Annotated in this window: 13 protein-coding genes; 5 read left to right on the forward strand and 8 right to left on the reverse strand. The window is 61.4% G+C overall.

Annotated elements, in window-relative coordinates; all coding sequences use genetic code 11:
* Positions 1-117: 117 nt before the first annotated feature.
* Together AC30D9_RS15015 and putA are read right to left on the reverse strand one after the other, a co-directional pair.
* Positions 118-1,920 (reverse strand): acyl-CoA dehydrogenase, encoded by a 1,803-nt coding sequence (locus tag AC30D9_RS15015; protein ID WP_490144308.1) that lies wholly within the window; start codon positions 1,918-1,920, stop codon positions 118-120.
* A 269-nt stretch (positions 1,921-2,189) separates the two neighbouring features.
* Positions 2,190-6,143 carry a trifunctional transcriptional regulator/proline dehydrogenase/L-glutamate gamma-semialdehyde dehydrogenase gene (putA, locus tag AC30D9_RS15020; protein ID WP_307573715.1) on the reverse strand — a complete coding sequence of 1,318 codons (3,954 nt, stop codon included), beginning with the start codon at positions 6,141-6,143 and terminating at the stop codon, positions 2,190-2,192.
* Positions 6,144-6,606: 463 nt separating this feature from the next.
* On the opposite strand from putA, the gene putP reads away from it, so the two are divergent.
* The gene (gene putP, locus AC30D9_RS15025; RefSeq protein WP_134922575.1) at positions 6,607-8,091 is read left to right on the forward strand and encodes a sodium/proline symporter PutP; all 1,485 of its coding nucleotides are present in this window, start codon (positions 6,607-6,609) and stop codon (positions 8,089-8,091) included.
* Positions 8,092-8,314: 223 nt separating this feature from the next.
* On the opposite strand, the gene AC30D9_RS15030 is transcribed toward putP, so the two are convergent.
* Entirely contained in the window at positions 8,315-8,809 is a 495-nt protein-coding gene (locus AC30D9_RS15030) for a DUF2165 family protein (protein ID WP_307573717.1), read from the reverse strand.
* Between the two features lie 265 nt (positions 8,810-9,074).
* On the opposite strand from AC30D9_RS15030, the gene AC30D9_RS15035 reads away from it, so the two are divergent.
* The 3 genes from AC30D9_RS15035 to AC30D9_RS15045 all read left to right on the forward strand — a co-directional run bounded on the left by AC30D9_RS15035 (position 9,075) and on the right by AC30D9_RS15045 (position 12,778).
* Positions 9,075-11,129, forward strand: coding sequence for a type VI secretion system Vgr family protein (locus tag AC30D9_RS15035; protein ID WP_490144309.1), 2,055 nt, complete (start codon positions 9,075-9,077; stop codon positions 11,127-11,129).
* Positions 11,126-11,857, forward strand: coding sequence for a DUF4123 domain-containing protein (locus AC30D9_RS15040; protein ID WP_490144310.1), 732 nt, complete (start codon positions 11,126-11,128; stop codon positions 11,855-11,857). Before AC30D9_RS15035 ends, AC30D9_RS15040 begins: the two co-directional genes overlap by 4 nt.
* An 81-nt stretch (positions 11,858-11,938) precedes the next feature.
* The gene (locus AC30D9_RS15045; RefSeq protein ID WP_134922579.1) at positions 11,939-12,778 is read left to right on the forward strand and encodes a 23S rRNA (adenine(2030)-N(6))-methyltransferase RlmJ; all 840 of its coding nucleotides are present in this window, start codon (positions 11,939-11,941) and stop codon (positions 12,776-12,778) included.
* 138 nt (positions 12,779-12,916) lie between these two features.
* Here the strand turns inward: AC30D9_RS15045 and msrA are convergent, their stop codons facing one another.
* The 5 genes from msrA to aceE all read right to left on the reverse strand — a co-directional run bounded on the left by msrA (position 12,917) and on the right by aceE (position 22,609).
* On the reverse strand, positions 12,917-13,564 hold the full coding sequence (gene msrA, locus AC30D9_RS15050) for a peptide-methionine (S)-S-oxide reductase MsrA (protein ID WP_490144393.1): 648 nt from the start codon (positions 13,562-13,564) through the stop codon (positions 12,917-12,919).
* 118 nt (positions 13,565-13,682) lie between these two features.
* A complete protein-coding gene (locus tag AC30D9_RS15055) occupies positions 13,683-16,376 on the reverse strand; it encodes a putative bifunctional diguanylate cyclase/phosphodiesterase (protein WP_134922580.1) in 2,694 nt (897 codons plus the stop codon).
* 194 nt (positions 16,377-16,570) lie between these two features.
* Positions 16,571-17,962, reverse strand: a complete 1,392-nt coding sequence (locus AC30D9_RS15060) for an alkaline phosphatase D family protein (protein ID WP_490144311.1) — start codon at positions 17,960-17,962, stop codon at positions 16,571-16,573.
* A gap of 349 nt (positions 17,963-18,311) precedes the next feature.
* Entirely contained in the window at positions 18,312-19,952 is a 1,641-nt protein-coding gene (gene aceF, locus AC30D9_RS15065) for a dihydrolipoyllysine-residue acetyltransferase (RefSeq protein WP_490144312.1), read from the reverse strand.
* A gap of 11 nt (positions 19,953-19,963) precedes the next feature.
* Positions 19,964-22,609 carry a pyruvate dehydrogenase (acetyl-transferring), homodimeric type gene (gene aceE, locus AC30D9_RS15070; protein ID WP_134922583.1) on the reverse strand — a complete coding sequence of 882 codons (2,646 nt, stop codon included), beginning with the start codon at positions 22,607-22,609 and terminating at the stop codon, positions 19,964-19,966.
* Between the two features lie 382 nt (positions 22,610-22,991).
* Here aceE and glnE point away from each other — a divergent pair, with 382 nt between their 5' ends.
* Positions 22,992-25,931, forward strand: a complete 2,940-nt coding sequence (gene glnE / locus AC30D9_RS15075; RefSeq protein ID WP_490144313.1) for a bifunctional [glutamate--ammonia ligase]-adenylyl-L-tyrosine phosphorylase/[glutamate--ammonia-ligase] adenylyltransferase — start codon at positions 22,992-22,994, stop codon at positions 25,929-25,931.
* The last annotated feature ends 291 nt before the right edge of the window (positions 25,932-26,222 follow it).

Consider the following 26,222-nt stretch of genomic DNA (forward strand, 5'->3'; position numbering starts at 1 on the left):
GAACAAGCCCGCTCCCGCAGTTAGACATCGGTGAGCACGAAATCTGCATTCACCACCTGTCCCCTGTGGGAGCGAGCCTGCTCGCGATTGGGTTTAAGCCGCGGCACAGGAGCAGGCTCAGAACCACTCATCCCGCATCCCCAGGCACGTATCATCCCGCGCTTCGAGCAGCTCCAGCTCATGATGACAACCCGGCACTTCCCAGGTCAGGAAGTACCGCGCCGCTTGCAGTTTGCCTTTATAGAAGTCGCTGTCCGCCGTATTCCCCTTGGCCAAGCCTTCCTCGGCCCGAATCGCCTGTTCCAGCCAGCGCCAGCCAATCACCATGTGCCCAAACACCTTCAGGTACAGCGCCGAGTTGGCGAGGCTGCTGTTGACCTTGCCTTGGCCCAGGTCCGTCAGCAGGCCGAGGGTGACCGTTTGCAGGCGCGCCACCAGCGCCTCCAGTGGCTGGAGCAATGGCGCCAGTGATGCGTGGGCCTGGGCGCGTTCAGTGGTGTCGGCCACCAGGCGAATCAGTTGCTTGAGCCCGGCACCGCCGTTCTGCGCCAGTTTGCGCCCCAGCAGGTCCAGGGACTGGATCCCGTGGGTGCCTTCATGGATCGGGTTCAAGCGGTTGTCGCGGTAATACTGCTCCACCGGGTATTCGCGGGTGTAGCCGTGGCCGCCAAGAATCTGGATCGCCAGCTCGTTGGCCTTCAGGCAGAACTCCGAGGGCCAGGATTTGACGATAGGGGTCAGCAAATCCAGCAGTTCATGGGCGCGCCGGCGCTCGGCTTCGCTTTCCAGGGTGGTGGTGTCGTCGAACAGCCGCGCGGCGTACAGGCCCAGGTCGAACGAACCTTCAACGTAGGCCTTCTGGGTCAGCAGCATGCGGCGTACATCGGCGTGTTGGATGATCGCCACTGGTGGCGTGGTCGGATCCTTGCTGTCAGGCACCCGGCCCTGCGGTCGTTCGCGGGCGTATTCCAGGGAATACAGGTAGCCGGCGTAACCCAGCATCACCGCACCCATGCCGACGCCGATCCGTGCCTCGTTCATCATCTGGAACATGTAGCTCAGGCCGTGGTGCGGTTTTCCTACCAGGTAACCGACACATTCGCCGTTGTCACCGAAATTCAGCGCCGTGGAAGTGGTGCCGCGCCAGCCCATCTTGTGGAACAGCCCGGCCAGCAACACGTCGTTGCGCTGGCCGAGGCTGCCATCGTCATTGACCAGGAACTTGGGCACGATAAACAGCGAAATGCCCTTAACGCCAGGCGGTGCGTCCGGCAGTTTCGCCAGCACCATGTGCACGATGTTTTCCGACAACGGATGATCGCCACCGGAGATGAAGATCTTGTTGCCTTTGAGTCGATAAGTGCCGTCAGGCGCCGGCTCTGCGCGGGTCCGAATGTCCGACAGCGAAGAGCCCGCGTGGGGCTCGGTCAGGGCCATGGTGCCGAAGAAACGCCCGTCGATCATCGGTTGCAGGAAGCGTTGCTTTTGCTCCTCGCTGCCGAAGCTTTCGATCAGGTTCGCCGCGCCCATGGTCAGGAACGGGTAAGAGGTGGAAGCGGCGTTGGCCGCCTGGAAATGCGCGAAGCAGGCCTGGGACAACAACGTCGGCAGTTGCATACCGCCAGCCTCGAAGCTACGCGCGGCGTTGAGAAAGCCGGCTTCGAGAAACGCATCCACCGCCGGCTTCACTTCCGGAATCAGGATCGCCTGGCCGTTCTCGTAGCGCGGCTCGTTTTCATCGTTCTTGCGGTTGTGCGGCGCGAAAAATTTCTCGGCGATGCTGCGAGCCGTGCCGAGGGCCGCGTCGAAGGTTTCGCGATTGTGCTCGGCAAACCGCTCGCGCTGGGTCAGGCCCTCGGCATCAAGGACTTCATACAGCTCGAAAGCCAGATTGCGGGAACTGAGCAACGTCTCGGACATGGCGGCCTACCTTTTGTGGAATGGGCCGAGTCTAGGCGTGGGAATAGAGGCTGAACAGGATGATTGATGGCAGTGATGCAGGGGCGAGGGCGACACTAATCCTATGTGGGAGCGGGCTTGGTGGGAGCAAGGCTTGCCCGCGATGAAAGCGCCGCGGTCTCTTGAGGACCGCAGCGCCTGGATCGCGAGCAAGCTTTGCTCCCACCAAGCCCGCTCCCACAGGGATTCGATTACCAGGCACCCATTGCAGGTGCCTGGTCTACAACGGTTTAGCCAATGGTCATCAGGCTGGCGTTACCACCCGCCGCAGCGGTGTTGACGCTCAACGCCCGCTCGATCACCAAACGTTCCAGCGCGATGTTGGTTTCGCCCTGGGACAAGCCATGCACCCCGACAATGGCGCCGGCGCGCTTGGCCACTTGCTGGCAAACGCCGCGCAGTTGGTCCGAATCGCCGTGATGCAGCACGGCGTCGAACAGCACGTCGTCCTTGGTCCAGTCGGCAACGCGCTGGATGCGCGCCTGAATGTCTTTCGGCAAGCGGGCGAACAAGGCCTTGCTGGTGTCGGTTTCCGGCCATACGGCCGAGCCGCCCACGGCCAGTACCGCCGCCAGTTGCGTCAGCAGGTCGCCTTCCACGTCGGCCAGGCATAACACGTGCTCGCGCGGCAGGATGGCGTAGCTGTTGCGTTCGCCGGTCGGGCCAGTCAATTGGCGAGTAATACCGCTTTGCGACTGGGCGGCGAACTGCACGCACAGGGCGCTCAGTTCGGCGAGCTTGTGGCTGTCGGCCCAGGCTTGCAGGGCAGTCAGCGGCTTGCTCATGGCATCACGCAGACGCAGGTCCGGTGCCGTGACGGCGTCGCCGCGTACGAAGGATTGCTGGATCGCATCGGTAGGACGAGTCGAGAGCAGGCGGTACAGGTACAGCGGACCACCGGCCTTGGGACCAGTGCCCGACAGGCCTTCGCCGCCGAACGGCTGGACACCGACCACGGCACCGACAATGTTGCGGTTCACGTAGACGTTACCGGCATGGACGTTGTCGATGACCTTGGCGATGGTCTCGTCGATACGCGTGTGCACGCCCAGGGTCAGGCCGTAGCCGGAAGCGTTGATCTGGTTGATCAACTGGTCCAGCTCCTTGCGCTTGTAGCGCACCACGTGCAGCACCGGACCGAAGATCTCCCGTTGCAGCTCGTCGAAGCTTTCCAGTTCGATCAAAGTCGGCATCACGAAGGTGCCGCGCTTGCACTCGTCGCTGTCGGCGATTGCCATCTGGTACACAGTGCGACCTTTGTCGCGCATGGCCTGGATGTGTTTCTCGATGCCGGCCTTGGCTTCGGCGTCGATCACCGGGCCGATGTCTACCGAGAGGCGCTCAGGGTTGCCGAGGCGCGATTCGGCCATGGCACCCTTGAGCATTTCGATCACGCGGTCGGCGGAATCTTCCTGCAGGCACAGGACCCGCAGGGCCGAGCAACGCTGGCCGGCGCTGTCGAAGGCCGACGACACCACGTCGATGACCACTTGTTCGGTCAGCGCCGAGGAGTCGACGATCATGGCGTTCTGGCCGCCAGTCTCGGCGATCAGCGGGATCGGCCGACCCTGGTTGTCCAGGCGACCGGCGATGTTGCGTTGCAGCAGGCGGGCGACTTCGGTGGAGCCGGTGAACATCACGCCTTTGACCCGCTCGTCACCCACCAGGCGGGCGCCGACGGTTTCGCCACGGCCCGGTAGCAGTTGCAGGACGCCTTCCGGAATGCCGGCTTCAAGCATCAGGCGCACCGCTTGGGCCGCCACCAATGGCGTCTGCTCGGCGGGCTTGGCCAGTACCGGGTTGCCGGCGGCCAGGGCAGCGGCGACCTGGCCACTGAAGATCGCCAGGGGGAAGTTCCACGGGCTGATGCAAACCACCGGGCCCAATGGACGGTGGGCGTCGTTGGTGAAATCGTTGCGAGCCTGCACCGCGTAGTAGCGCAGGAAGTCCACGGCTTCACGCACTTCGGCGATGGCGTTGGCGAAGGTCTTGCCGGCTTCGCGGGCCAGCAGGCCCATCAGCGGTTGGATCTCGCCTTCCATCAGATCGGCGGCACGTTCGAGGATCGCGGCGCGCTCGGCCGGTGGCGTGGCCTGCCAGATCGGTGCGGCATTGAGGGCGCACTGAATGGCGTTGTCGACGTCGGCAACCGTGGCTTCCTGTACGTGGCCAACCACGTCGCGGTGATCGGCCGGGTTCAGCACGGGGGCCGGGGTTTCTTCGCTGGCAGCGCAACCGAGCATCGGCGCGGCTTTCCAGTCGTTATGGGCGGTCGCCAGCAGGGCGCAAGACAGCGAGGCCAGGCGATGCTCGTTGGCCAGGTCGATGCCGCTGGAGTTGGCGCGCTCGCTGCCATACAGATCGCGTGGCAGTGGGATGCGCGGATGCGGCAAGCCGAAGCCGCCTTCCAGGGTTGCCATCTGCTCGATGCTGGCCACTGGATCGGCCACTAGCTCCTGGATCGAAATGGACTGGTCGGCGATGCGGTTGACGAACGAGGTGTTAGCGCCGTTTTCCAGCAAGCGGCGTACGAGGTAGGCCAGCAGAGTTTCATGGGTGCCGACCGGAGCGTACACGCGGCACGGACGGTTCAGCTTGCCTTCGGAGACTTTGCCTACGACTTGTTCGTACAGCGGTTCACCCATGCCGTGGAGGCACTGGAATTCGTACTGGCCCGGATAATAGTTCTGACCGGCGATGTGATAAATCGCCGACAGGGTATGGGCGTTGTGCGTGGCGAACTGCGGGTAGATGACTTCCGGCACCGACAGCAGTTTGCGCGCGCAAGCGATGTAGGACACGTCGGTGTACACCTTGCGGGTATAGACCGGATAGCCTTCCAGGCCTTCGACCTGGGCGCGCTTGATTTCGCTGTCCCAGTACGCGCCTTTTACCAGGCGGATCATCAAGCGATGACGGCTGCGGCGCGCCAGGTCGATGACGTAGTCGATCACATACGGGCAACGCTTCTGGTACGCCTGGATCACGAAGCCGATGCCGTTCCAGCCGGTCAGTTGCGGCTCGAAGCACAGACGTTCCAGCAGATCCAGGGACAGCTCGAGGCGGTCGGCTTCCTCGGCGTCGATATTCAGGCCGATGTCGTATTGCTTGGCCAGCAAGGTCAGCGACAGCAGGCGTGGATACAGCTCGTCCATGACGCGCTCGTACTGGGCGCGGCTGTAGCGCGGGTGCAATGCGGACAGCTTGATGGAAATGCCCGGGCCTTCATAAATCCCACGGCCATGGGACGCTTTGCCGATCGAGTGGATGGCTTGCTCGTACGAGGCCAGGTACTTCTGGGCGTCATGTTCGGTGAGCGCGGCCTCACCCAGCATGTCGTAGGAATAGCGGAAGCCCTTGGATTCGAACTTGCTGGCGTTGGCCAGGGCCTCGGCGATGGTTTCGCCGGTGACGAACTGTTCGCCCATCAGGCGCATGGCCATGTCGACGCCCTTGCGGATCATCGGCTCGCCGCTCTTGCCGATGATCCGACTCAGGGAGGAGGTCAGGCCGGCTTCGTTGTGGGTGGCGACCAGTTTGCCGGTCAGCAGCAGGCCCCAGGTGGCGGCGTTGACGAACAACGATGGGCTGTTGCCCAAATGCGGTTGCCAGTTACCGGTACTGATCTTGTCGCGGATCAGTGCATCACGGGTGCCTTTGTCCGGGATGCGCAGCAGCGCCTCGGCCAGGCACATCAGCGCAACGCCTTCCTGGGACGACAGGGAAAACTCCTGCAGCAAACCTTGAACGATACCGGCACGGCCGCCGGCACTTTTCTGGTTGCGCAGCTTTTCAGCAATCGAGGCGGCCAGCTTGTTGGTGGCTTCGGCCATTTGCGCCGGCAGGCGGGCCTGCTCAATCAGCATCGGCACCACTTCCGGCTCGGGGCGACGGTAAGCGGCAGTGATGGAGGCGCGCAGGACCGATTGCGGCAGGATGCTCTCGGCGAATTCGAGGAAGCATTGGTGAGCGTGGTCGACCTGCACATCGCCGGCATCCTCGCTGTCGGCGCGGGGTGAACCGTTCAGCTCGGTCAGGGTTGCACCACCCTCGAGTTTTTCCAGGTAATTGAAAATTGCCTGCTTGATCAGCCAGTGTGGCGTGCGATCAATCGAGGTCGCGGCCGCCTTCAGGCGTTCGCGGGTCGGGTCGTCGAGTTTGACCCCAAGGGTGGTGGTAGCCATATTTTTATCCTCATGTTTACCACGTATGGCGTGGCATCAGCTGGCGGCAAGATTAGCTGCGCGATGATTGAGGTGCAACCGGGTGCAACCCTTTTTTTCGCGAAATGACAGGCAGCTCATCCGGAAGCAAATCCGGTCTCGTCAATCCTGCACCGGCTTAGTGCTTTGGCTTCTAGCGGACCGCTATGGACTGCACTAAAAAGGAGCAAAAAGCACAGATTCTGCGATAAAACCGATCAGGTGCAACTTATTCGAGCGAAACAGGTTGCACCTTATTTCATTTGTTGAATAGCATTCGCGGCCAAGGTGCAACCGGCTGCAAAGTCGAGGGGCATCGGCTGATGGCTTTCCTGGGGAAACATCAGTCATAAATTCGCGGGACTGCCAATCGTCGCTACAACGTCCGCGTTGTCGACGCTTTCAACTGCCACCGCTACATAAAAACAAAGCCAGGGCGTAACTCATGAGTGTTAGTAATCCCACCTTGATCACTTTCGTGATCTACATCGCAGCCATGGTCCTGATCGGTCTGATGGCTTACCGCTCCACCAATAACCTTTCCGATTACATCCTGGGCGGTCGCAGCCTGGGCAGCGTGGTCACGGCATTGTCCGCCGGTGCTTCCGACATGAGCGGCTGGTTGTTGATGGGTTTGCCGGGTGCCATCTACATGTCCGGCCTGTCGGAAAGCTGGATCGCCATCGGCCTGATCGTCGGTGCCTACCTCAACTGGCTGTTCGTGGCCGGTCGCCTGCGGGTGCAGACCGAGCACAACGGTGATGCGCTGACGCTGCCGGACTATTTCTCCAGCCGTTTCGAAGACCACAGCGGCCTGTTGCGGATCATCTCCGCGGTGGTCATCCTGGTGTTCTTCACCATCTACTGCGCTTCCGGCATCGTCGCCGGTGCCCGTCTGTTCGAAAGCACCTTCGGCATGTCCTACGAGACGGCGCTGTGGGCCGGTGCTGCGGCGACCATCGCCTACACCTTCGTCGGTGGTTTCCTGGCCGTGAGCTGGACCGACACCGTGCAAGCCACCCTGATGATCTTCGCGCTGATCCTCACGCCGATCATCGTACTACTGGCCACTGGTGGTGTGGACACCACGTTCCTGGCCATCGAAGCGAAGGACCCTTCGTCCTTCGACATGCTGAAAAACACCACTTTCATCGGCATCATTTCGCTGATGGGCTGGGGCCTGGGCTACTTCGGTCAACCGCACATCCTGGCGCGCTTCATGGCGGCTGATTCGGTCAAGTCCATCGCCAACGCCCGTCGCATCTCCATGACCTGGATGATCCTGTGCCTGGGCGGCACCGTGGCTGTCGGCTTCTTCGGTATCGCTTACTTCTCGGCGCACCCTGAAGTGGCCGGTCCGGTGACCGAAAACCATGAGCGCGTGTTCATCGAGCTGGCGAAACTGCTGTTCAACCCGTGGATCGCCGGTGTCCTGCTGTCGGCCATCCTGGCGGCGGTAATGAGCACCCTGAGCTGCCAGTTGCTGGTGTGCTCCAGTGCCCTGACCGAAGACTTCTACAAGACCTTCCTGCGCAAGAGCGCTTCCCAACTGGAACTGGTCTGGGTCGGCCGTGCCATGGTGTTGCTGGTGGCCTTGGTCGCCATCGCCCTGGCCGCCAACCCGGAAAACCGCGTACTGGGCCTGGTGAGCTATGCCTGGGCCGGTTTCGGTGCCGCCTTCGGCCCGGTTGTGCTGATCTCCGTGATCTGGAAGAACATGACCCGTAACGGCGCGCTGGCCGGCATCCTGGTGGGTGCGATCACCGTGATCGTCTGGAAGCACTTCTCGTTGCTGGGTCTGTACGAAATCATCCCGGGTTTCATCTTCGCCAGCCTGGCCATCTACCTCGTCAGCAAGATGGGTTCGCCTACCGCCGGTATGCTGCAGCGCTTCGATGCGGCCGAGAAAGATTTTCGCCTGAACCAGTAAGATCTTCCGCGAGGCCTGGATGGCTCGCTTGAAGGTGCCAATAAAAACGGCCCGTCTCCACTGGAGGTGGGCCGTTTTTTATGAGCGGGATTTATCCACCGGCGCATGCCACCTGTGGGAGCGAGCCTGCTCGCGATTAGGTGTCACATTCAGCATCCAGGCAAGCTGATACGCCGCTATCGCGAGCAGGCTCGCTCCCACGCTGATCTTCAACGGACGCACATCACTTCACCTCCGTGTCAGGCTGGTTGAGAAAGATCAACACGCCCAAAATCGCCATATAGAACCTGAACGCGGCATCCTGGCCGTTCCAGATTTCTGACTGCCACATCAGGAACCATTCCCCGCCGACGACCATGAAACCGAAGAACCAGACGAAGAAACCCACTGTCAGACCGGCAACGGCCCACCCCTTGGCGCGGGCGAACACCGAGGCCTCGGCCCGGCGTGCCTGCCACAGTTTCACTGCGCCGTACCCCAAAAGCCCCGCTGTCAGCGCTTCGCCGAAGATGATCAGCCAATAGGCGCCATGCCACATCCAGGGTTGATCGATGGCCCGGTATCGGGCGGCATTGTCGGGGAATGTGGTGTCCATGCTCAGCACGTGATGGACGAAGTTGAAGTTGGAGCTGTAGTCCGTGACGTTGTTGAACACGGTCAGGAAGGCGAACGCTGCGAGCGCCAGAATCATTGCGATTTTTGCGTAACGGATCGTCATCGGTGCGTCCTTTGCTTTTTGCGACGAAAGAACGTTAGCACGGCCAGTTGCAGTCCCGAGCCCGTCAATGTGTAGGAAGTTGCTGATTGTTCGTGCGGTGACTTCAGTTTGCCGTCACGCAAGGAATGTCTGTCGGAAAACACAGCGGATACCGCATGCCTTTATCTTCTTGGGTGTAAGGCAAATCTGTTTTTAATGAGGGTCGATCAGCTTTGCGCAGGGCTCATGCACAATCGCCCGCCTCCATTTTGCAGAGGCACATCGGATGTTCCCGCCTGCCAACCAACCGCGTTTCACGTTGACGCTCGACAGCGGACCGAATGAGCTCAAGGTGCTTGAGTTCAAGGGTACGGAAGCCATCAGTCAACCCTATCGTTTTGACCTGGAGCTGGTCAGTGAGCGGTCTGACCTGGCACTGGAAGAACTTCTGCATCGCCAGGCATTTCTGGGTTTCGGTGAAGGGGAAGGTGGCATACACGGTCAGGTCTATAGCGTAACCCAGGGGGATTCGGGCAAGCGCCTGACCCGTTACCAGATCAGCCTGGTGCCCCGCCTGGCCTACCTGCGCCATCGCATCAACCAGCGGATTTTCCAGCACCTGAGCGTGCCCGATATCGTCGCCCGGGTGTTGAAGGAACACGGGATCCTGGCGGATGCCTGCCAGTTCACGCTTGGCGGGCAGTACCCCGAGCGCGAATATTGTGTGCAGTATGGCGAAAGCGACCTGGCCTTCATCGAGCGGATTTGCGCCGAAGTCGGTATCCATTACCACTTCAGGCACCGTCCTGATGGCCATCTGCTGGTGTTCGGTGACGACCAGACGGTGTTTCCCCGCCTGTCCGAATCGACGCTGTACCTGCCGGACAGCGGCATGGTCGCCGACGAGCCGGCGATCAAGCGCCTGGCGGTGCGGCTCCAGACCCGCAGCACTGCCGTGACGTTGCGCGATTACGACTTCCGCAAGCCCGGCTTGTTATTGGAAACGCACCTGGATAATCGGCAGCGTCCTGCCCTTGAAGACTATCGCTATCCCGGCGGTTTCTCTGCCCGTGACGACGGCATGTATCTGACTCGGCGCGCCCTTGAGCGCCATGGCGCCGACTACCGCGTGGCAGAGGGCAGTAGCGATGAACGCGCCTTCGTCAGCGGACATTTCATGTGCATCAGGGAGCATCCTCGGGAGCAATGGAATGATCTCTGGCTCCTGACGCGCATCGACCATCATGGCCGTCAACCGCAGGTGCTGGAAGAAGTCGCCAGTGCCGGCCCGGAGGAATTCCAGGGTTACAAAAATACCTTTCTCGCCACGCCATGGGACGTGTTCTTTCGGCCACCCCTGCATCACGAAAAGCCTCGGGCCCATGGTTATCAGTCGGCGGTGGTGACCGGGCCGGTCGACAGCGAGATCCATTGCGATGAGTTCGGGCGGGTCAAGGTGCAGTTGGCCTGGGATCGCGACGGTAAACACGACGAACATTCCAGCTGCTGGCTGCGTGTGGCCTCCGGTTGGGCCCACGATCACTATGGCGCGGTGATGATCCCCCGGGTTGGCATGGAAGTCCTGGTCGGGTTCATCGACGGTGATGTGGACAAGCCGATGGTAGTGGGTTGCCTGCCCAATGGCGCCAACCCGGTGCCGCTGGACTTTCCGGCGGACAAGACCCGCAGCCTGTTGCGCAGCCGGAGCAGCCCTGGCGGGGGCGGTTACAACGAACTGCGCATCGAGGATCGCAAGGGGGCCGAGGAGATCTACCTGAGGGCCCAGCGAAACTGGACCCAGCATGTGCTGCACGACCAGCGGGTGCAGGTCGATCATGAGCGCAGCATTGTCGTCACCGGTACGGCGCGACACGAGCTCAAGGCCGATGAGCAGCGCCTTACCCATGGTCGGCGCCGGGCTGAAGTCCGGCAGGATGATCATCTGCTGGTGAGTGGCGAGCGGCATATTCGTGTCGGCAGCCAGGTGCTGAGTGCCAGCCAGCAGTTCCATGTCAGCGCCGGCCAACACGTGGTATTGGAGGCGGGTGCCAGTGTGACTCTCCAGGCTGGCGGCCATTGGATCAACATCGGGGCCGGAGGGATCTCCAGCAGCGTGCCGATCGAGGTCGGCGGGGCGCCGATGGCGGTCATGAGCGCGGCATCCGGCGTTCCAGGCAGTGCCGAGAAGCGGGTCGCTGCGGCGCCTGCGCTTTCCCTCGCGCAAATCCTCAGTTTCCAGGGCTCGGCGCCGTTCTGCGAGGAGTGTGAACGTTGCAGAAGCGGCGTCTGCGTAGCGCCATCGGTCTTTCGCAAACCTGTCGATATCCAGGAGCGACCATGAACAGCGCTCAATCTCCCCGCGCCTGGCTTGAGGCGTATCCCTTGCAGGCTTGCGAGCAACTTTTCGTCATATTCAGCAATGCCAGTAGCGCCGGAGTATTGTCGGCCTGGAAGCGCTCGATGAGCTCGGAGGCGAGCCCGATCTGGACCGACACGCCATACGCCGAGTGGGAATCGGTCATGCCCTATGTGGGGCTTGTCAGCGTGGACAGCGGATTTCTTGATTGGATAGCCGCCACCGACTCGCTCGATTGGGGCTGGCTGGCGGTTTCGTGTGTGAGTCAGCAGACCCTTGCCGAACATTTGCGGGGGCTCACGCAAGTGTTGTTGCCGGGTGGCAAGCCGGTCTTCCTGCGGTTTTGGGATGGGCGCTTTATGCGGCCGATCCTGCAATCGACGGAGGTGGAGGCCGGGCAACTCTTGCCGGTCATCACGCGCTGCCTGATCAACGGGCAATCCCTTGAGATCGTGGGGAATGCCCAGCGGGCGGCCCGGGCTTTTCCGTGGTGGCAAGTACCCGTCGCGCTGTTGGAGGCAATGGCCGAGGTTCCGACGGACTGTCTGTTGGATAACTTGCTCACTTGGCTGGGCGAAGAGCATCCGTATTTGTTCGAGCGGGTCGACGACAGCGTCCTGCGCTGCAAGATTGCCCACTTTCTTGAGCGATCGGAGCCGGTTGAGGCATCAAAGGCGCCATTGCTGGCGTATCTGACGCGAGAGCTGGGTTGATTGTGGCCTGTCCGCCGGGCTGCGAACGCCTGACGTCCGATGCGCTTCGAGGTAAACTCGTCGCCCTTCGCAGGAGCCGCCATGAATTATCGCCACGCCTTCCACGCCGGCAATCACGCCGATGTGTTCAAACACCTGACCTTGACCCGCCTCATCGCCTTGATGTCGCGCAAGGAGCAACCCTTCGCCTACCTCGATACCCATGCGGGCATCGGGTTGTACGACTTGCAGGGTGACCAGGCCAACCGTACCGGTGAGTACCTGGAAGGCATCGCGCGGTTGTGGGGCGAGAGCGATCTGCCGCCGCTGACCGCCGATTACATGAGGGTGCTGCACGAGATGAACCCGGACGGGCAGTTGCGCTACTACCCGGGCTCGCCGGAACTGGCGCGGCGCCTGACCCGGTCGCAGGACCGTGTGCTGCTCAATGAGAAACACCCTGAAGACGGTGTGTTGCTCAAGGACAACATGAAAGGTGACCGGCGCGTAGCGGTGCACCTGGGTGAAGGTTGGCATGTGTCGCGGGCGCTGCTGCCGGTGGCGGAGAAGCGAGCCCTGATGCTGATCGATCCGCCCTTCGAGCAGCTTGACGAAATGCAGCGCTGCGCCGCTTCGCTCAAGGAGGCCATTGGCCGGATGCGCCAGACAGTGGCTGCCATCTGGTACCCGGTGAAGGACCAGCGGATGTTGCGCCGCTTCTACCAGGACCTGGCCGGCACGGGGGCACCCAAGCTGTTACGCGTGGAGCTGCTGGTGCACCCACTGGCGACGCCCAACAGCCTGAACGGCTCCGGCCTGGCGATTGCCAATCCGCCATGGGGGCTGGAAGAGGAGCTGCGTGAACTGCTGCCGTGGCTGTCGAAAAAACTGGGGCAGACCCAGGGTGGGTGGCAGATGGATTGGTTGATCGCTGAAAGCTGATGCAGCGATGGCGTCTGGAAGGCCGCCATCGCGAGCAGGCTCGCTCCCACATTGGCCCGGGGGGCATGCAGCATTCGTGCATGCCGTCAGACCTGTGGGAGCGAGCCTGCTCGCGAAGCTTTTTTCAGGACAGAGGGGTCAGATCGGGCACGTCACGCCGGTACCGCCAATCCCGCAATAGCCTTCCGGGTTCTTCGCCAGGTACTGCTGGTGGTAGGCCTCGGCGAAGTAGAACGTCGGTGCTTCTTCGATTTCGGTCGTGATGGTGCCTTTGCCTGCCTTGGTCAACTCGGCCTGGAATACTTGCTTGCTGTGTCTGGCCGCCGCCAGTTGGGCCGGGTTGGTGGCATAGATCACCGAGCGGTACTGGGTGCCAATGTCATTGCCCTGGCGCATGCCCTGGGTCGGGTTGTGCAGTTCCCAGAACATTTTCAGAAGCTGGTCGTAGCTGACTTTTGCCGGCTCGTAGACCACCAGTACCACCTCGCTGTGGCCGGTAAGGCCCGAACAGACTTCTTCATACGTCGGGTTTGGCGTGAAGCCGCCGGCGTAACCCACCGCTGTGCTGACCACGCCTTCGCGCTGCCAGAATTTGCGTTCCGCGCCCCAGAAACAGCCCAGGCCGAAGATCGCGAAATCCACGTCCACGGCAAACGGGCCCAATAGCGGCGCGTCGAGTACGAAGTGTTTTTCCGGCACGGTCATCGGGGTTTCACGGCCAGGCAGGGCTTGTTCTTGAGTAGGGAGCACGTTTTTGTTCACCAGGATTTCCGAGCGCAAGACCATCATCAGTCCTCTCAGTCAGATTGGGTTGAGCGAAATAGGCCGTCAGTGTGCCCAATGCCGGTTAGTTAAGAAAGGCACAGTGTTGGCGAAGGGATGGACGTAGGGGTAGCGAAAGCCGTCAGACGAGCGGCCCGCGGGGGTAGCGCTTGAGCTTTTCGATCAGCTCGGCGCCGGGAATCGGGCGGTCGAACAGATAGCCCTGGCCGACGTCGCAGCGATGACGCCTTAGAAACGCCAGTTGCTGGGCGGTTTCGATGCCTTCGGCCACGACCTTGAGTTTCAGGTTGTGGGCCATGGCGATCACCGCCGAGGTGATTTCCATATCGTCCTGGTTGTCCGGGATCTCATGGATGAAGCTGCGATCGATCTTGATGATGTCGATCGGGAATTTCTTCAGGTAGCTCAGGGACGAGTAGCCGGTGCCGAAGTCGTCCATGGCCAGGGTCAGCCCCAGACGCTTGAGCTGGTCGAGCTGCAAGTGGGTGTCTTCGGTGGCTTCCAGCAACAGGCCTTCGGTCAGTTCCAGTTCCAGAAGCCGGGCCGGCAGTTGTTCCTCCTTGAGGATACTGGCGATGGAGGCGACCAGGTCCGGGTCGGAGAACTGCTTGGGTGACAGGTTGATCGCCACTTGCAGGTTGCCCAGGCCGGCGGCGGTCAATTGCTTGCTCATGCGGCAGGCCTGGCGGGCGATCCATTTACCGATAGGGATGATCAGCCCGGTTTCTTCGGCCACGCTGATGAACTGGTCCGGGCGGATCATGCCCTTTTCCGGATGGTTCCAGCGCAGCAACGCCTCCATGCCCAGCAGACGGCCGCTGCGCAGGCACAACTTGGGTTGGTAGAACACGTCCAGTTCGTTCTGCGTCAAGGCGCGGCGCAGGTTGTTTTCCACGAACAGCTTGTAGCTGGCCTCGGCATTCAGTGCTTCGGTGAACACCTGGACCTGATGTTTGCCGTTGGCCTTGGCCTTGTGCAGGGCAAGGCCGGCGTTGCGCATCAGAGTCTGTGGGTCGCGGCCGTGCAGCGGAGCGCAGGCCAGGCCCACGGAGCCGGTCACGCTGATCAGTTGGTTGTCGACGAACATGGGTTTGTCGAGGGTCATCAGCAATTGGCTGGCGATCTGCTGCCCGGCTTCTAGGTCAGTGTCGTCCAGCAGGACCGCGAATTCGTTACTGGCGAATCGCGCCAGGCTGCCGCTGGGGCTCAGGCTGTTGCGCAGGCGCCGAGCCAGGCTGATCAGCAGTTTGTCACCGGTCTGGTGGCCGAGGCTGTCGTTGATGCGCTTGAAGTTGTCGATGTCCACCAGCAGCAGGCTGATGGGTGAATCACTGTCCCGGGCGAAGCGCTCATCGAGGTTGCGGATGAACGCCGGACGGTTGCCCAGGTTGGTCAGGTTGTCGGTGTAGGCCAGGCGCTCGATGCGCTGCTGGGCCAGTTTGGTCTGGGTGATGTCTTCGTAGATGCCGATGTAGTGGGTCAGTTCGCGGTTATCGCCATAGACCTTGGAAATCGACAACTGCCCCCAGTAGGGTTCCAGGTTCTTGCGCCGGCTCTTGAATTCGCCCTGCCAACTGTTGCTCTGGGCCAGCGCCGATGGCGCGTCGAACAGCAGTTCGCTGAGGTTCTCCAGGGCCGGCAGTTCCGAAAGGCGTTGGCCGTGGACTTCCTCGGTGGTGTATTGGGTGATCGCGGTGAAGCTTGGGTTGACGTACTCCACCACACCGTCGCAATTGACCAGCAGGAACGCATTGGCGCTCTGTTCCACGGCGCGCTGGAACAAATGCAGGGCGCTGGTCGCGGTTCGTCGATTGTGGTTGTTGATGACCTGGGCGAACTGGTCGGCCAGTTCGCCGGCGAAGGCGATTTCGTCCGATTGCCAGGCCCGGGTGACGCCGACCTGTTCCAGGCACAGTACGCCGACCACCTGGCCGTCGATACGAATGCTGGCGTCGAGAATGGCATTGACGTCACGGGCGCGCAGGCTCTCGGCCATTTCCCGGGTGCGCGGGTCACGCATCGCATTGTGAGCGTCGATGGCGCGGCAGGTCTGCAACGCTTCCATGTAGTCGGGAAAGTCGTTGGCGTCGATCACCGCCGGCAGGAAGTACTCCTGGGAAGCGCGGTTGTAGGCAGAGATCGGCACCAATTTGCCGTCGTCGAGGTTCCAGATACTGGCGCAGTCGATCTGGTAGATGTCGCAGGCGCTGCGGGTAATGAGTTCGGCCGCTTCGAGCAGGGAGTTGTTGGCACTGTAGCGTTGGCGGGTCAGCAGCAGGATCAGGTCTTGTTGAGCACGTACCCGGTCCAGATGCTGGAGCTGTTCCTGCTGGGCGCGCTGGTTCAGTTCCAGGGCGATCTGCAGGCGTGAATTCTGGGTTTCCAGGTCCAGGGCCGGCACGGAGGGTTCGCCTTGCAGCAAATTGTCCACCGCCAGCAGGAAACCGCGCAGCAGATGACGATTATGTTGCTTATAGGCTTCACCGGTTTCCAGCACGTTCATCGGGCCTTTGGCGGTGTGTAGCGTGTAGCGGATCTGGTAATGCGAGGCCTGGGCCAGTTGCTGCTGGATGGTGTCATGCAACTGATAGCGCGCTTCGGGTTCCATCAGGCTGGCATAGGGCGCACTGACCAGCGAGCACAGCTCTACCGCCGGCAGGCCGAAGTATCGCTCGCAGTTGGGGTCGAGGAACAACAGCGCCCAGCTTGCTTCATTCAGCCGTTCGAAACGCAGCATACCGAGCCGCGAGGGCACCGGTAACTGCGTCACTACCTCGGCCGCCATACGGCTGGCGGCATCGGGTTGGCTTTTCATGGGGAAACTCGCTTCGAAAATGCTGATCGCGCCGGGCTGACGCCCTCGTTATTACGGATTGGCGCAAGGTTGCATCATTGCGGCACTGGCTGACAAGAGAGATGAAGGCCAAGTGCTATAAACCTTTTATCGGCCGACGAGGGGATTTCTCCAGTCGCCGACCGATCAGAGGACATGGAAGGTACCAGTGCCTGTCATTGCAGTGGGATATCGACGCTCTGCAAAGGGTTGCCATCCCGATCGTGGAAGGTGACTTGAAGGCTCTGCGCCGTGACATGCAGGCGGGCGAAGTTGTCTTGGCTCACCACTTCGCTGGTCAGTTCATAGCGGTACTGACCGCTTTTGGTGCGGGCCATGGGCCTGTGGAAAATAAAATCCGAGGCTTTAGCAAAAGGCAGCAATTTGCTGTTGTAGAAAGGTGAGGAAACCACAGTGTTGACCTCGAAATCAGGATCCTCGCTGTGACGCAGGCGGCTGGTCATGGAGCCGTGGACATCGCCCGAGACGAAAACCACGTTTTTGATCCGATGGCGGCGAATGGTTTCCAGCAGGCGCAGGCGTTGTTCCGGAAAGGCCTGCCAGGCATCGCCGTCATTGTGCTTGCTGTCAGGGAAGAACATGACGCTGGTCACGATAAGTTTGACCCGGGCGGGGCTGTTGATGAGCCATTGGAGCAAAGACTGTTCCTGTTCCTCGTCGAGGATGCGCCGGTTATCCGCCGACAGATTGCGTTGCGTCCGGCTGTCGGTGACGAACCATGCGATATCGCCGTGGGTGAGGGTGTACCAGTAGTGCATTAACGACTTGTTCAATGTTCCGTCGCTCGACAGTTCATGGGCGGGCCCATGACTGGCCTGATAAAGCCCATAAGCGCCCATGGCATTTGCGTACAGAACGTCGTCGTTGACGGTCTTCCTGGCGGGCCAGTTGTCTTCGATTTCATGGTCGTCGAGGATCATGTAGGTAGGGATGCCAGACATTAGCTTCCTGATGTGCGGCTGGGTAAATACTGTGCGGTATCTGAAGAGAATGTTCTTATAGATTCGGTCCGGGCCGATGATGTTGAGGTCATCGAGATAAACCTGGTCGCCGGTCATTAACACTGCGCTGATCGGTGGGTTGGCCTGCGCCACGATGCGATTGATGCCGGCAAAGGTGCGGTCCCCAAGCCCGGGTAGCAACGGGGTGCCAGCGGCGATTCGCAAGTAGCGACAAGAGCCCACGATGTAAGCGCGCGGCGCGTTGGTTCTGCTGGCCGGCGTTCGGAAGCAGTAGGTGATGCGGGGCCATTGCAGCGGCAGTTCCTGGACGGTTTCCACTGTATGGGTGGGGCTCAGGGGGCTGAACCAGCCGGCCTGGTATTCGTAGGCGGTGTCGGGTTGCAGGCCTTTCAACACGATGACATCGGACATGTCGCGGTAGGCCTGCAGTTGGACGAAATGCCCTTTCGACCAGCGGGCATCACCTTGGCGCCTGTGGCGAATTCCGGCGAATACCAGGTTGTTGTCGCGATCGCCTCGCAGGAATATCCGGGCGTGATCCGTTGTTGTGTGGCCGACGATGGGGCCGACGGTAGGTTTGAACATATTCGAATCCATTCGAAGTTTTAATCGGTGGGGCAAGCATCAAGTTGCCTTGGCGGTTCGATGCTAAAGCGCGGCGCGCCATAAATATCGCGAGGGAAGGGGGCGCAGGTTGTGGGTAATGACTAATAGGGGGCGTAGTCATTTAAAACTTGCGGGGTAGGAAAAGTGCTGGGATGTCTGGCATACCGCTATCGCGAGCAGGCTCGCTCCCACAGAAGCGCCCGGCCTACTGACTGGCTTGAATGGCAGGCAAAAAAAGCCCCGCCAAACGGGCGGGGTTGAGGTACGAGCGTGGCGCTCGGAAAACAGCGGTCCGGATGGCCCTCCGCAAAGGGAGGGCCGCCCGGTGTTACAGCAGGATGGTACGGATGTCGCCCAGCAGGTCGCTCAGACGCTTGGTGAAGCGTGCGGCGGCGGCGCCGTTGATCACACGGTGATCGTAGGACAGCGACAGTGGCAGCATCAGCTTCGGCTGGAAGGCTTTACCGTCCCAGACAGGCTGGATGGTGGCCTTGGAAACACCCAGGATCGCCACTTCCGGCGCATTGACGATCGGCGTGAAGCCGGTGCCGCCAATGTGGCCGAGGCTGGAGATGGTGAAGCAGGCGCCCTGCATGTCGTCGGCGGTGAGCTTCTTGTTCCGGGCCTTTTCGGCCAGGGCAGCGGCTTCGCCAGCCAGTTGCAGCAGGCTCTTCTGGTCGACGTTGCGGATGACCGGTACCAGCAGGCCTTCCGGGGTGTCGACGGCAAAGCCGATGTGTACGTATTTCTTGCGGATCACTGCTTTGCCGCTTGGTGCCAGGGAGCTGTTGAAATCCGGCAGTTCCTTGAGCAGGTGCGCACAGGCCTTGAGCAACAGTGGCAGCACGGTCAGCTTGACGCCGGCCTTTTCCGCCACGGCTTTCTGGGCGACGCGGAAGGCTTCCAACTCGGTGATGTCGGCCTGGTCGAACTGAGTCACGTGGGGAATGTTCAGCCAGCTGCGGTGCAGGCTCGACGCGCCGATCTGCATCAGGCGAGTCATGGCCACTTCTTCGGTTTCGCCGAAGCGGCTGAAGTCCACCGCCGGGATCGGCGGAATGCCCGCGCCGCCAGTGGCGCCTTCGGCCGGTGCGTTCTTGGCCTTCTGCATCATGGCCTTGACGTAGGCCTGCACATCTTCCTTCAGCACGCGACCGTGTGGACCGCTCGGGCCAACGGCAGACAGCTCGACGCCGAATTCACGAGCCAACTGACGCACCGCAGGACCGGCATGCACCTTGGCACCGCTTGGCGCAGGCGCGGCGGCAACAGGCGCAGGAGCCGCTTCGGCCTTGGCCGCAGGAGCGGCGGCTGGCGCTGGAGCTGCTTCAGCCTTGGCGGCAGGCGCCGCGGCCGGGGCTGGCGCGGCAGGTGCCGAGGCGCCCGCGACTTTCAGCTTCAGGATCAGGTCACCCGTGCCGACTTCGTCGTCCAGCTTGATCTCGACGCTTTCCACCACACCGGCGGCCGGCGATGGGATTTCCATGCTGGCCTTGTCGGATTCCAGGGTGATCAGCGACTGGTCGGCTTCGACGGTGTCGCCAGCCTTGACCAGTACTTCGATGATCTTGGCCTTGCCCGACGAGCCGATGTCCGGGACATGGATGTCCTGGACCGTGGCAGCGGCAGGCGCAGCCGCTGGAGCGGGAGCCGCTTCGGCAGCCGGTGCGGCGGCAGGCTTTTCAGCCGCGGTCGGGGCAGTGGCGGGGGCGGCCGCTTCAGGCGCCGCAGCGGCGCCCTCGACTTCCAGCTCCAGCAACTCGTCGCCTTCTTTCAGGCGATCGCCCAGCTTCACTTTCAGGCTCTTGATCACACCGGCCTTCGGCGCAGGCACTTCCATGCTGGCCTTGTCCGATTCAAGTGTCAGGATGCTCTGGTCGGCTTCGATACGGTCGCCGACCTTCACAAACAGTTCAATTACTTCACCTTCACCGCTGCCGATGTCAGGTACGCGAATGAGTTCGCTCACGAAAATTCTCCTCAGCAGTCCAGTGGGTTGCGTTTTTCCGGATCGATGCCGAACTTGACGATGGCCTCGGCCACCACTTTCGGTTCGATATCGCCACGGTCAGCCAGGGCTTCCAGGGCTGCCAACACAACGAACTTACGGTCGACTTCGAAGAAGTGACGCAGCTTCTTGCGGCTGTCGCTACGGCCGAAACCGTCGGTGCCCAGCACCTTGAATTCCTTGGAAGGAACCCACTGGCGGATCTGCTCGGCGAACAGCTTCATGTAGTCGGTAGAGGCGATGACCGGACCTTTACGGCCGTTCAGGCATTCTTCGACATAGCTCAGCTTAGGCTTCTGGCCAGGGTGCAGGCGGTTGCTGCGCTCTACAGCCAGGCCGTCGCGACGCAGTTCGTTGAAGCTGGTAACGCTCCACACGTCGGCGCCGACGTTGAACTCTTCACGCAGGATCTTCGCTGCTTCACGCACTTCGCGCAGGATGGTGCCGGAGCCCATCAGCTGGACGTGGTGCGCCGCTTCGCGGGTGTCTTCCTCGAGCAGGTACATACCCTTGACGATACCTGCCTCGACACCGGCCGGCATGGCTGGCTGCTGGTAGGACTCGTTCATCACGGTGATGTAGTAGAAGACGTCCTGTTGCTCTTCGGTCATCTTCTTCATGCCGTCCTGGATGATCACCGCCAGCTCGTAGCCATAGGTCGGATCATAGGTGCGGCAGTTCGGGATGGTCCCGGCCAGCATGTGGCTGTGGCCGTCTTCGTGCTGCAGGCCTTCGCCGTTGAGGGTGGTCCGGCCGGCGGTACCGCCGATCAGGAAGCCACGGGTACGGCTGTCGCCGGCCGCCCAGGCCAGGTCGCCGATGCGCTGGAAGCCGAACATCGAGTAGAAGATGTAGAACGGCAGCATCGGCTGGTTGTGGCTGGAGTACGAAGTACCGGCGGCAATGAAGGAGCTCATGGCACCCGCTTCGTTGATGCCTTCTTCGAGGATCTGGCCCTTCTTGTCTTCGCGGTAGAACATCACCTGGTCTTTATCGACTGGCTCGTAGAGCTGGCCGACGGAGGAGTAGATGCCCAACTGACGGAACATGCCTTCCATACCGAAGGTACGGGCTTCATCCGGGATGATCGGGACGATGCGCTGGCCGATTTCCTTGTCCTTGACCAGTTGCGCGAGGATTCGCACGAAGGCCATGGTGGTGGAGATTTCACGGTCGCCCGAGCCGTCCAGGATTGCCTTGAGGGTTTCCAGTGGCGGGGTCGGGACGCTGAAGCTCTTGGCGCGGCGCTGTGGTACGAAACCACCCAGCGCGGCACGGCGCTCGGCCAGGTAACGGGCTTCGGCGCTGCCTTCTTCGGGCTTGAAGAACGGCAGGTTTTCCAGCTCGCTGTCCTTGACCGGAATGTCGAAGCGGTCGCGGAACAACTTCAGGCTGTCGACATCGACCTTCTTGGTGTTGTGCGCGGTGTTCTTCGCTTCGCCGGCACCGGTGCCATAACCCTTGATGGTCTTGGCCAGGATGACGGTCGGCTGTTCTTTGTGGTTGACCGCCTGGTGGTACGCCGCGTAGACCTTGTACGGGTCGTGGCCGCCGCGGTTGAGTTTCCAGATCTCGTCGTCGGACAAGTCGGCAACCATTGCCTTGAGTTCAGGCGTGTTGAAGAAGTGCTCGCGGACGAACGCGCCGTCCTTGGCCTTGTAGTTCTGGTACTCGCCGTCGATGACTTCGTCCATGCGGCGTTGCAGGATGCCGTCGACGTCCTTGGCCAGCAGTGGGTCCCAGAAACGGCCCCAGATGACTTTGTTGACGTTCCATTGGGCGCCACGGAACACGCCTTCGAGTTCCTGGATGATCTTGCCGTTGCCGCGAACCGGGCCGTCGAGGCGCTGCAGGTTGCAGTTGATGACGAAGATCAGGTTGTCCAGCTTCTCGCGGCCGGCCAGGGAGATCGCGCCCAGGGATTCCGGCTCGTCGCACTCGCCATCACCCATGAAGCACCAGACTTTCTGCTTGCCTGGCTGGATGAAGCCACGGGCTTCCAGGTACTTCATGAAGCGCGCCTGGTAGATCGCCTGGATCGGGCCCAGGCCCATGGATACGGTCGGGAACTGCCAGAAGTCTGGCATCAGCCAAGGGTGCGGGTACGAGGACAGGCCGTTGCCGTCCACTTCCTGGCGGAAGTTGTTCATCTGGTCTTCGGAGATGCGACCTTCCATGAACGCACGGGCGTAGACGCCTGGCGATGCGTGACCCTGGAAGTAGATCAGGTCGCCGCCGTGTTCGTCGGTCGGGGCCTGGAAGAAGTAGTTAAAGCCGATGTCATACAGCGTCGCGCTGGAGGCGAAGCTGGAGATGTGACCGCCCAGGTCAGAATCTTTCAGGTTGGTACGCATGACCATGGCCAACGCGTTCCAACGTACCAGCGAGCGAATGCGGCGTTCCATGAACAGGTCGCCAGGCATGCGTGCTTCGTGGGTTACGGGGATCGTGTTGCGGTACGGCGTGGTGATGGCGTAGGGCAGTTGCGAGCCGCTGCGGGTCGCGAGTTCGCCCATACGGGTCATCAGATAATGAGCACGGTCTTCGCCTTCTTTGTCGAGAACCGATTCCAGGGCGTCCAGCCATTCCTGGGTTTCGACGGGATCGAGGTCTTGCATGGCTTGCTCCAGGGCGGAAAGGCTACCAGAATCGGTTGCCTGAGTTTGCGACTGGCCTTGTGGGCAGACGATATAAATTCTTGGATTGCCGAAGGTTGTTTCGGCGGCGTGTAGTTTTACTACAAATCGTTGGCCGTTTCAGCCTTTCGAATGTATAGACGAGTAGTAAAACTACACATGAGCGGCTTATGGCCCCTCGTTTCGTTGTGAGAATAATCGTTACTGTTGGTCTTTAGCCAACTCGAACAGGTAAAAACTTGATGCCGGCTGCCAATAAAATCAGATTTTCAGCTATTTATCATCTTTGTTCGACAGTCGATCAGGTAGTGTCTTCTGAAAAAACACTACATCCAGCCTCTCCCGCGCCGATCAAGGATAGACCATGAGCCTGCCCTCGCTTGCCGAAGTACCGGCCATTCTCCAGTCATTGGTCAGTCGGGCGAAGCAGTCGTTCCGTGCGGCGGTCGCCTCCCTCGACGACGATCACGGGCTGTCGGCCTGGACCCCGCAACGTTGGGAGGCGTTCGACCGTGTTGCCGCCGCCAGCGACTTTGTCATCGAGCAGAGTGTCCGTGACCCGGCGATGCTGCTGGAGCTGGTGCGCAGCGGCGAACTGGACCGCAGCCTGGCTCCCGGTGAAATGTGCGCGCAGATCGCTGCCGCCGTGCAGGCCGCCGAAACCGAAGACGAGCTGGGTCGCGTCCTGCGCCGCCAGCGCACCCGCCAGCAGGTGCGGATCATCTGGCGCGACCTGACCCGCCAGGCCGACCTGGTCCAGACCTGTCGCGACCTCTCGGACATGGCCGACGCCTGCATCGACCAAGCCTATCAATGGTTGTACCAGCGCCTCAGCCAGCAATTCGGCATACCCACCGGACGACGCAGCGGCCAGCCGCAGCAGATGGTCATCCTGGGCATGGGCAAGCTTGGCGCCGTGGAGCTGAACCTGTCGTCGGACATCGACCTTATTTTCGCCTACCCCGAGGGCGGCGAAACCGTTGGCGTCAAGCGACCGCTGGATAACCAGGAGTTTTTCATCCGCATTGGCCAGCGCCTGATCAAGGCCCTGGACCCGATGACCGTCGACGGTTTCGTCTTTCGCGTCGACATGCGCCTGCGCCCCTACGGCTCGGCCGGCGCGCTGGTACTGAGCTTCAATGCCCTGGAGCAGTATTACCAGGACCAGGGCCGCGACTGGGAACGCTACGCCATGATCAAGGCGCGGGTGGTGGCGGGCGATCAGGTGGCCGGTACGCAATTGCTCGACATGTTGCGTCCGTTCGTCTATCGCCGTTACCTGGATTTTTCCGCCATCGAAGCGCTGCGCACCATGAAGCAACTGATCCAGCAGGAAGTGCGGCGCAAGGGCATGGCCGACAACATCAAGCTGGGCTCGGGCGGCATTCGTGAGGTGGAGTTCATTGCCCAGGCGTTCCAGCTGATTCACGGTGGTCGCGACTTGAGTTTGCAGCAGCGGCCGTTGCTCAAAGTGCTGGGCACCCTGGAAGGCCAGGGCTATCTGCCGGCCAAGGTGGTCGACGAGTTGCGTCAGGGATATGAGTTCCTGCGTTATACCGAGCATGCGATCCAGGCCATCGCCGACCGCCAGACCCAGATGTTGCCGGACAGCCCGCAGGATCAGGCGCGCATTGCATTCATGCTGGGTTTTGCCGACTGGCCAGCCTTTCACGAGCAATTGATGTACTGGCGCGGACGTGTGGCCTGGCATTTCGGCCAGGTCATCGCCGACCCGGATGAAGAGGAGGGCGGGCAAAGCGAAGTGGTGGTGGGTGGCGAGTGGTTGCCATTGTGGGAAGACAGCCAGGATGAAGAGGCGGCGTGTCGTCAGTTGCAGGAAGGCGGCTTCGCCGATGCACCCAAAGCCCTCAAGGCACTGGCTGCCCTGCGCGGCAGCCCGCAACTGCGGGCCATGCAGCGCCTGGGGCGTGAGCGTCTGGATGCCTTCATTCCACGCCTGCTGGCCCAGGCCGTGGAGCATGCCGATCCGGACCTGGTGCTGGAGCGGGTGCTGCCATTAGTAGAAGCTGTCGCCCGCCGTTCGGCCTATCTGGTGTTGCTGACGGAAAACCCCGGAGCCCTGCGGCGCTTGCTGACGTTGTGCGCGGCGAGCCCGTGGATTGCGGAGCAAATCACCCGTTTCCCATTGTTGCTCGATGAGTTGCTCAATGAGGGCCGCCTGTTCAAGCCGCCCCTGGCGCCGGAGTTGGCGGCGGAGTTGCGTGAGCGCCTGACGCGCATCCCCGAGGATGATCTGGAACAACAAATGGAGGCGCTGCGGCATTTCAAGCTGGCGCATCGCCTGCGGGTAGCTGCTTCGGAAATCGCCGGCAGCCTGCCGCTGATGAAAGTCAGCGATTACCTGACCTGGCTGGCCGAGGCGATCCTCGAACAAGTGCTGGCGCTGGCCTGGCGCCAGACGGTGGCCAAGCATGGCGTGCCGTTGCGCACCAACGGCAGCCTGTGCGATCCCGGCTTCATTATTGTCGGTTATGGGAAAGTCGGCGGCCTGGAACTGGGGCATGGTTCCGACCTGGACCTGGTGTTCATCCACGATGGCGACCCACAGGCGGAAACCGATGGCCCGAAACCCATCGACGGTGCGCAGTTCTTCACCCGGCTCGGCCAGCGGATCATCCACCTGCTGACCGCCCAGACCAACTCCGGGCAGCTGTATGAAGTGGACATGCGCCTACGGCCGTCCGGGGCGTCTGGCTTGTTGGTCAGTTCCCTCGGGGCGTTTGCCCGTTATCAGGAGAACGAAGCCTGGACCTGGGAGCATCAGGCGCTGGTGCGAGCCCGAGTGTTGGTGGGGAGCCAGGATGTCGGCCAGGCGTTCGAGAAGGTTCGCGCCCAGGTGCTGGGACGCAAGCGTGACTTGCCGATGCTGCGCCAGGAAGTCAGCGAAATGCGCGCCAAGATGCGGGACAACCTTGGTAGCAAGGCCACCGCCGCCGGGACCGCGCCGAATGCCTTCGAGGCCGCGGCGCCCTTCGACCTCAAGCAGGATGCCGGAGGTATCGTCGATATTGAATTTATGGTGCAATACGCGGCCCTGGCGTGGTCCGAGGAACACCCTTCGCTGGTGCGCTACACCGATAACATCCGCATCCTGGACGGGTTGCAGGAGGCCGGGTTGATGGCGGTAGAAGACGCCACCCTGTTGCGCGAGGCCTATAAAGCCTACCGCTCCGCCGCGCACCGCCAGGCTTTGCAGAAGGAAGCCGGGGTGATTGCAGGCGACCAGTTCGTGGATGAGCGCCGGCAGGTGATGCGAATCTGGCGGGAGCTGGGCCTGAGCTGAAGATTCGAATGTGGGAGCGGGCTTGCTCGCGAAGGCGGAGTGTCAGGCGACATTGATGCTGGATGTGATAGCCCCATCGCGAGCAAGCTCGCTCCCACAATGGATTTGTGGTGCGGCACCGTACTTGAAGCAGATGAAGGCCCCTTGTGGGAGCGAGCCTGCTCGCGATAGCGGAGTGTCAGGCGACATTGATGTTGAATGTACCGGCCTCATCGCGAGCAGGCTCGCTCCCACGGTTGATGGGTGGTGTGTTGTTGTAGATTGAAGGCAACAGGCAACGACCTAAGCCAC

It is taken from the genome of Pseudomonas sp. DF11, from assembly GCF_058148565.1.